Raw genomic sequence first — 6,651 nt, 5'->3', positions numbered from 1 at the left:
GGTCGCCAATGCGCTGCATTGGGCTCCCTCCTCCGCCTTGCGATGCACGCACCCCAACGCCGCCCCGCCCGCCCTCCGGGCGGACGACGGGAGTTCGAAGACGGACCCAAGCACACCGCCCCTGCCCCGGGGGGACGGGCAGGGGCGGTGGGTCGTGGGGGCGGCACGGGCCGCCGTGGCCGCGGACGGCCGGCTCAGGCCGCCTTGACGGCGGAGATGTCGAAGCTGAGCTTGACCTTCTCGCCGATCAGCACGCCGCCGGTCTCCAGGGCCGCGTTGTAGGTGAGGCCGAACTGGGTGCGGTCCACGACGGTCCGGCCCTCGAAGCCGACCCGCTCGGCACCGTAGGCGTCGGTGGCGCTGCCGGTGTAGTCGAGCTCCAGGACGACCGGGCGGGTGGTGCCCTTGATGGTCAGCTCGCCGGCCATCCGGTAGGAGTCGTCGCCGACCGCCTCGGCGGAGGTGCTGCGGAAGCGGATCTCCGGGTGGGTCTCGACCGCGAAGAAGTCGCCGGTGCGCAGGTGCTCGTCGCGCTGGGCCTGGTTGGTGTCGACGCTGGCGACCTTGATCACGAGCTCGGCGGAGGAGTTGTGCGGCTCGGCGCCGTCCAGGTGCAGCTTGCCCTCGTAGTCGGTGAAGCGGCCCTTGACGTTGGTGACCATCGCGTGGCGGACCGCGAAGCCGATCTCGCTGTGGGTGGTGTCGATCGCCCAGTCGCCGGTCAGGTGCGACAGGTCCGGGCCGGCCGGGGTCCGGACGGCGGTGGGGGTAGCGGTCTTGGTGCGGTTGAACAGGCCCATGGCTCCTCCTCGGGTTCGAAGCCATTTGTTTAGGCTTCAACTTCTTGGCTCCACCGTACGACGCTTTCGTTCAAGTTTCAACCACAGCGGTGGAAGCACTCCGCCGAACCACCCGAACGGCCCAGCCGCCCGGCCCCACGGGCGCCGCCGGGCGGCCCGACGGGCACTGTCCGACCCTCCGACTAGGCTGCGAAGGACGGTTCCCACCCGCCCCGAGAGGCCCCGCATGTTCGTCCTGCACGCACTCTGGCGGGCGGACGGACGGCTGGCCCTCTGGGCCGAGGACGCCCGCGCCCATCCGGGCGCCACCGATCACCTCCCCGACCGGCCCGCCCCGCGCGCCCACCCGTACGCCTGCCCGGCCGACCGCCTGGCCGCCGTGCTCGGCGGCATCGGGCCCGGCCTCGGCTGGCTCGCCGGGCAGGCCCCCGAGCGCTGGGCCACCCTGCTGCTGCCCACCGTCGGCCCCCTGCCCGCCCCCTCGCCCGACCTGCCGGTCACCCCGCCGCGCGGCGGCGCCGTGCTCACCCCCTGGCGGGTGCCCGCCCTGCTGTTCGAGGCCGGCGCCGCCGCCCAGCTGCTCGGCGAGGTCCACGACCCGCACTGGGCCGTCACCGACACCGACCTGCCCGGCACCGGCCGGGTCGAAGTGGTCTACGGGCCCTCGCTGCGCTGGCTCACCGGGGTGCACGACCTCGCCTGGCGGGCGGTCGGCCGGGGCCGGGTGCTGCCCCTGCCCGTCCTCGCCGACGGCCGGCCCCGGGCCCGCTGGCGGCCCGACCCCACCCCGGCCGGGCGCCGCGAGGCCGCCGCCCTGGCGGCCGGCTGCCCGCCCGTCCTGCTGGGCGAGTGGCCGACCGGCGCCGGCACCGGCCAGGCCCTGCTGGACGCCGCCCTGGGCGCCCTGGTCGACGCCGAGGCCCGGGCCGCCCTGGCCGACACCCCCTTCCCCGCCCCCGGCCCGGCCCCGGCCGACCGCTGGCTGCACGCCCTCGCCACCCCCTCCGGGGAGGTCGACGCCCCGCCCGGGGAGCTCGCCGAACTGCGCCGCCGGATCACCGACTGGTACGCCACCGCCGAGCCCGCCGACCCGGCCCTGCGGCTCTGCTTCCGCCTGGTCGAACCGCTCGGCCCCGCCGACGACGACCCGGACGGCAGCCCCTCCGACGACGCCTGGCGGCTGGAGTTCCTGCTCCAGGCCGTCGACGAGCCCTCCCTGCTGGTCCGCGCCGCCGAACTGCACGAGGGCGGCGCGGCCCACGCGGCCCTCGACCGCAAGCTCGGGCCGGCCGCCCCCGGGGGCGACCGGGCCGGCCCCGCCGACGTGCTGGCCGCCGAACTGGCCCGCGCCGCCCACCGCTGGCCCGCCCTGGACGGGCTGCGCCACCGCTCCCGCCCGTCCGCCCTGCCGCTCGACCGCGTCGGCGCGCTCGACTTCCTGCGCACCGCCGCGCCCGCCCTGGCCGGGGCCGGATTCGGTGTGCTGCTGCCCTCCTGGTGGCGCCGCCGCCCCCGGCTCGGCCTCACCCTGCGCGCCACCACCCCGCCCGCCCCCGGCACCCTCGCCGTCACCAGCCAGGTCGACCGGGACGCCGTGGTCGCCTTCCGCTGGCAGGCCGCCCTCGGCCCGGACGGCACCCCGCTCACCGAGCAGGAGCTCGCCGAACTCGCCGCCGCCAAACAGGGGCTGGTCCGGGTCCGGGGCACCTGGCTGGAGGCCGACCCGGCCCAGATCGCCGCCGCACTGGCCTTCCTCACCGAGCAGCGCGACGGCCTGCTCGCTGCCGCCGACCTGCTGCGGCTCGCCCTCGACCCGGAGGCGACGGTCGCCGGGCTGCCGGTCACCGGCGTCCGGGCGGACGGCCCGCTCGGCGACCTGCTCGCCGGAACCGTCACCGCCACCCCCGAAGTCCCCGCCCTGCCACCGGACTTCCACGCCGAACTCCGCCCGTACCAGCAGCGCGGACTCGCCTGGCTCAGGACCATGTCCGAGCTCGGCCTCGGCGCCGTCCTGGCCGACGACATGGGCCTCGGCAAGACCGTCCAGACCCTCGCCCTGCTGGCTGCCGAACGGTCCGGGGCGGACGCCCCCACCCTCCTGGTCTGCCCGATGTCCCTGGTCGGCAACTGGCAGCGCGAGGCCGAGCGCTTCGCCCCCGGCCTGCGCCGCTACGTCCACCACGGCGCCGACCGCCTCGGCGGTGACCGACTCGCCGACGCCGTCGGGGGGGCGGACCTGGTCATCACCACCTACGGGCTGGTCCAGCGCGACCTCGCCGCGCTCCGCGCGATCCGCTGGCGCCGGGTGGTCGCCGACGAGGCGCAGCACATCAAGAACACCGGCACCGCCCAGTCCCGGGCGATCCGCGCGCTGTCCGTGGCCCGGCACCGGATCGCCCTGACCGGCACGCCGGTGGAGAACCGGCTCGCCGAACTGCACGCCGTGCTGGACTTCGCCAACCCCGGCCTGCTCGGCCCGGCCGAGCGCTTCAAGGAGCGCTACGCGATCCCGGTCGAACTGCACCGCAGCCCCGAACGCACCGCCGAACTCCGGCGCCGCACGGCCCCGTTCGTGCTGCGCCGGCTCAAGACGGACCCGGCGGTGGCGGCCGATCTGCCCGCCAAGCAGGAGATGACCGTCTGGTGCAACCTCACCGCCGAACAGGCCGGCCTCTACCAGGCGGTGGTCGCCGACCTGCTCCAGCGGGTGGAGGGGATCCGGGGCGTGGAGCGGCGCGGCACGGTGCTGGCCGCGATCGGCAAGCTCAAGCAGGTCTGCAACCACCCGGCCCAACTGCTGCACGACGGTTCGCCGTTGGGCGAGCGCTCGGGCAAGGTCGCCCGGCTCGCCGAACTGCTGGAGGAGGCGCTGGCCGAGGGGGACCGCACCCTGGTCTTCACCCAGTACGCCGAGTTCGGCACCATGCTCCGCCCGTACCTGGAACGCCGCCTCGGCGAGGAGGTCCTCCACCTGTACGGCGGCGTCCCCCGCGCCCGCCGGGAGGAGCTGGTGGAGCGCTTCCAGGCCCCGGACGGCCCCCGGGTGTTCCTGCTCTCGCTGCGGGCCGGCGGCACCGGCCTCAACCTCACCGCCGCCAACCAGGTGATCCACCTGGACCGTTGGTGGAACCCGGCGGTCGAGGAGCAGGCCACCGACCGGGCCTTCCGGATCGGCCAGCGCCGCGACGTCCAGGTCCGCCGCCTGGTCTGCGTCGGCACCGTCGAGGAGCGGATCGACGAAATCCTCACCGCCAAACGCGCGTTGGCCGACACCGTGGTGGGGGCGGGGGAGCACTGGCTCACCGACCTCCCCGCCGAGGCCCTGCGCGAACTGGTCACCCTCACCCGCGAGGACGCCGTCGCCGAGGAGGACGCATGACCGACCAGGCACCGCCCCCGAAGGCCCCGATGGTCAACGTCGCCGCCTACTGGCGCGGCGACTTCACCCTGCCGCCGACCCCGGACGAGGAGCCGGACGAGCCCTCGCTGCACCGCCTCGGCCGCTCCGGCATCACCGTCCACGGCCGCGACCTGGCGACCCTGCTCGCCCCCGCCTACGAGGCCTTCCGCTCCTGAGGTAGCGTCCCGAACGTGACCGACACCCCCGACACCCGGCTCGCCGCCTTCGAACAGCACCGGCGGACGGTCTTCGGCATCGCCTACCGGATGCTCGGCAGCGTCGCCGACGCCGAGGACCTGGTCCAGGACACCTGGCTGCGCTGGAGCGGGGTCACCGGCCCGGTCGCCAGCCCCGCCGGCTACCTCGCCCGTACGGTCACCAACCTCGCCCTCAACCGGCTGGACTCGGCCGCCGTCCGCCGCGAGTCCTACGTCGGCCCCTGGCTGCCCGAACCGCTGGTCTCCGAGCCCGACGCCACCGACGGCGTCGAGCGCGCCGAGAGCGTCTCGCTCGCCCTGCTGGTCGTGCTGGAGAGCCTCTCCCCGCTGGAACGGGCGGTGTTCGTCCTCAAGGAGGCCTTCGGCTTCTCCTACCCGGAGATCGCCGAGGCCCTGGGCCGCACCGAGGCGGCCTGCCGCCAGGTCGGCAGCCGGGCCAGGGCGCACGTACGCGCCCGCCGCCCCCGCTACGACGCCCCGCCGGAGCTGCGCCGCCGGGCTACCGACGAGTTCCTCTCGGCCTGCGTCGGCGGCGACCTCAACCGGGTGCTCGAACTCCTCGCCCCCGACGTCACCGCCTGGAGCGACGGCGGCGGAGTGATCCGCGCGGCCCTGCGCCCGGTCACCGGCGCCGACAACGTCGCCCGCTTCCTCCTCGGCGTGCTCCGCCAGCTCGGCGAGGCCGCGGGCGTCCGCCCCGTCCTGGTCAACGGCCAGCCCGGCCTGCTGATCACCGTCGACGGCGCCGTCGACTCCGTCTCCGTCCTCGACTTCACCGAGGGCCCGGACGGCGAGCCCCTGGTCAGCTCGATCCACGCCGTCCGCAACCCGGACAAGCTCACCCACCTCGCTTGACCCTCGACCAGGTCGAGCCCCGAGAGTGACCGGCATGGAGAGCGAGCTGCACAGCATCGGCGAACTGGCCCGCGCCAGCGGCCTGGGCGTCGGCACCCTGCGCTACTACGACGGCGCCGAGGTGCTCACCCCCGCCTGGGTCGACCCGCAGACCGGCTACCGCTGGTACCGGCCCGCCCAACTCGCCGACGCCCGCCTGCTGGTCCGGCTCCGCCGGGTCGGCCTCCCGCTGGCCGACATCCGCGCCGTACTGGCCGGCCACGACGCCGAACGCGTCCTCGACGCCCACCTGCGCCGCCTGGAGGACGGCCTCGCCGACGCCCGCCGCGAACTCTCCCTGATCCGCACCACGATCGAGCAGAGGGAGCACCCGATGACCACCACCCTGCACCTCACCGTCCGCGCCGACCGCCTGGCCGCCGCCCTGGACGCCGTCCGCTTCGCCGTCTGCGAGGACCCGGACCACCCCGCCCTGACCGGCGTGCTGTTCGAACCGGACGGCCCGGTCCTGCGCCTGGTCGCCACCGACCGCTACCGGATGGCCTTCGCCGAACTGCCCGCGCTCGGCGCCCCGCAGCAGCCCGCCCCCGGCACCACCGTCCCCACCGCCCTGGTGGACGCCCTGCGCGCACTGCTGCCCGCGGCCCCCGCCGAGGTCCTGCTCACCCTGGGCGCCGACACCTTCCGCGCCGAGACCCCCGACCACCGCATCGAGGGCGCCGTCCCGGCCACCGACTACCCCGACCACCGAGTCCTCACCCGGCTCGACCCCCAGCACCGCCTCACCCTCCCCGCCGCCGCCCTGCGCACCGCCGTCGAGACCGGCGCCACCCGCACCCTCCCCTCCGGCCCCCAGGGCGCCGACTGCCAGGTCACCGTGCTCACCCTCACCGAGGACGGCCACCTCACCGTCACCGCCGACCCCACCCCCGACGACCCCCACATCGCCCTCAACCGCGACTTCCTCCTCGACGCCCTCCGCGCCGCCCACCCCGAACAACTCCTCCTCGAACTCGGCGGCCCGATCGCCCCGCTCGCCATCCGCACCCCCGGCCGGACCGGCACCTTCTCCGTCCTGATGCCGGTCCGCCTCCCCTGATGCCCCCACCCCCAACGAGCGCGCGAGGCACCGCCCGCGCGCCCGCACCAACCCACCAACACCCACCCCCACTCACCTCCCCACCCGCCCAAGGCGAGAGGGACGCGCTGCGGGAGGGGGCGGTGGAGGGGGTGGGTGCGGAGAGCGGCGTAACGGGTGATTTTCAGACCGCCAACGGTGATCACACCCCACCTACAGAGTCGGCGGTCCGAAAATCATCCAGCCGCCGGAGCACCCACCCCCGGAACCGCCCCCCGACCAACCCACCCGCCCCCGGGC

Annotated in this window: 5 protein-coding genes; 4 read left to right on the top strand and 1 reads right to left on the bottom strand. The window is 75.7% G+C overall.

The window, feature by feature from the left end:
• Positions 1–194: 194 nt before the first annotated feature.
• Positions 195–800 carry a YceI family protein gene (locus ACFC1T_RS37940; RefSeq protein WP_375897259.1) on the bottom strand — a complete coding sequence of 202 codons (606 nt, stop codon included), beginning with the start codon at positions 798–800 and terminating at the stop codon, positions 195–197.
• A 226-nt stretch (positions 801–1,026) separates the two neighbouring features.
• On the opposite strand from ACFC1T_RS37940, the gene ACFC1T_RS37935 reads away from it, so the two are divergent.
• From ACFC1T_RS37935 to ACFC1T_RS37920, 4 genes are read left to right on the top strand one after another with little or no spacing between them, the layout of a single operon-like run.
• Positions 1,027–4,179 carry an SNF2-related protein gene (locus tag ACFC1T_RS37935; protein ID WP_375897256.1) on the top strand — a complete coding sequence of 1,051 codons (3,153 nt, stop codon included), beginning with the start codon at positions 1,027–1,029 and terminating at the stop codon, positions 4,177–4,179.
• Positions 4,176–4,376: a hypothetical protein gene (locus ACFC1T_RS37930; protein ID WP_375897253.1), complete on the top strand. Its 201-nt coding sequence runs from the start codon at positions 4,176–4,178 to the stop codon at positions 4,374–4,376. Before ACFC1T_RS37935 ends, ACFC1T_RS37930 begins: the two co-directional genes overlap by 4 nt.
• Before the next feature lie 15 nt (positions 4,377–4,391).
• Positions 4,392–5,273 (top strand): RNA polymerase sigma-70 factor, encoded by an 882-nt coding sequence (locus ACFC1T_RS37925; RefSeq protein WP_375897252.1) that lies wholly within the window; start codon positions 4,392–4,394, stop codon positions 5,271–5,273.
• Positions 5,274–5,307: 34 nt separating this feature from the next.
• Positions 5,308–6,372, top strand: coding sequence for a MerR family transcriptional regulator (locus ACFC1T_RS37920; RefSeq protein WP_375897249.1), 1,065 nt, complete (start codon positions 5,308–5,310; stop codon positions 6,370–6,372).
• Positions 6,373–6,651: the final 279 nt, after the last annotated feature.

Source organism: Kitasatospora sp. NPDC056076, assembly GCF_042266305.1.
Lineage (GTDB): Bacteria > Actinomycetota > Actinomycetes > Streptomycetales > Streptomycetaceae > Kitasatospora.
The sequence above is the reverse complement of the archived record's forward strand: the minus strand, read 5'-3'. Positions and strand labels throughout refer to the sequence as shown.

What these genes read in the sequence shown, in the direction of transcription:
- ACFC1T_RS37940 (WP_375897259.1), bottom strand. Translation starts at nt 800, where the DNA reads ATGGGCCTGTTCAACCGCACCAAGACCGCTACCCCCACCGCCGTCCGG.
- ACFC1T_RS37935 (WP_375897256.1), top strand. Translation starts at nt 1,027, where the DNA reads ATGTTCGTCCTGCACGCACTCTGGCGGGCGGACGGACGGCTGGCCCTC.
- ACFC1T_RS37930 (WP_375897253.1), top strand. Translation starts at nt 4,176, where the DNA reads ATGACCGACCAGGCACCGCCCCCGAAGGCCCCGATGGTCAACGTCGCC.
- ACFC1T_RS37920 (WP_375897249.1), top strand. Translation starts at nt 5,308, where the DNA reads ATGGAGAGCGAGCTGCACAGCATCGGCGAACTGGCCCGCGCCAGCGGC.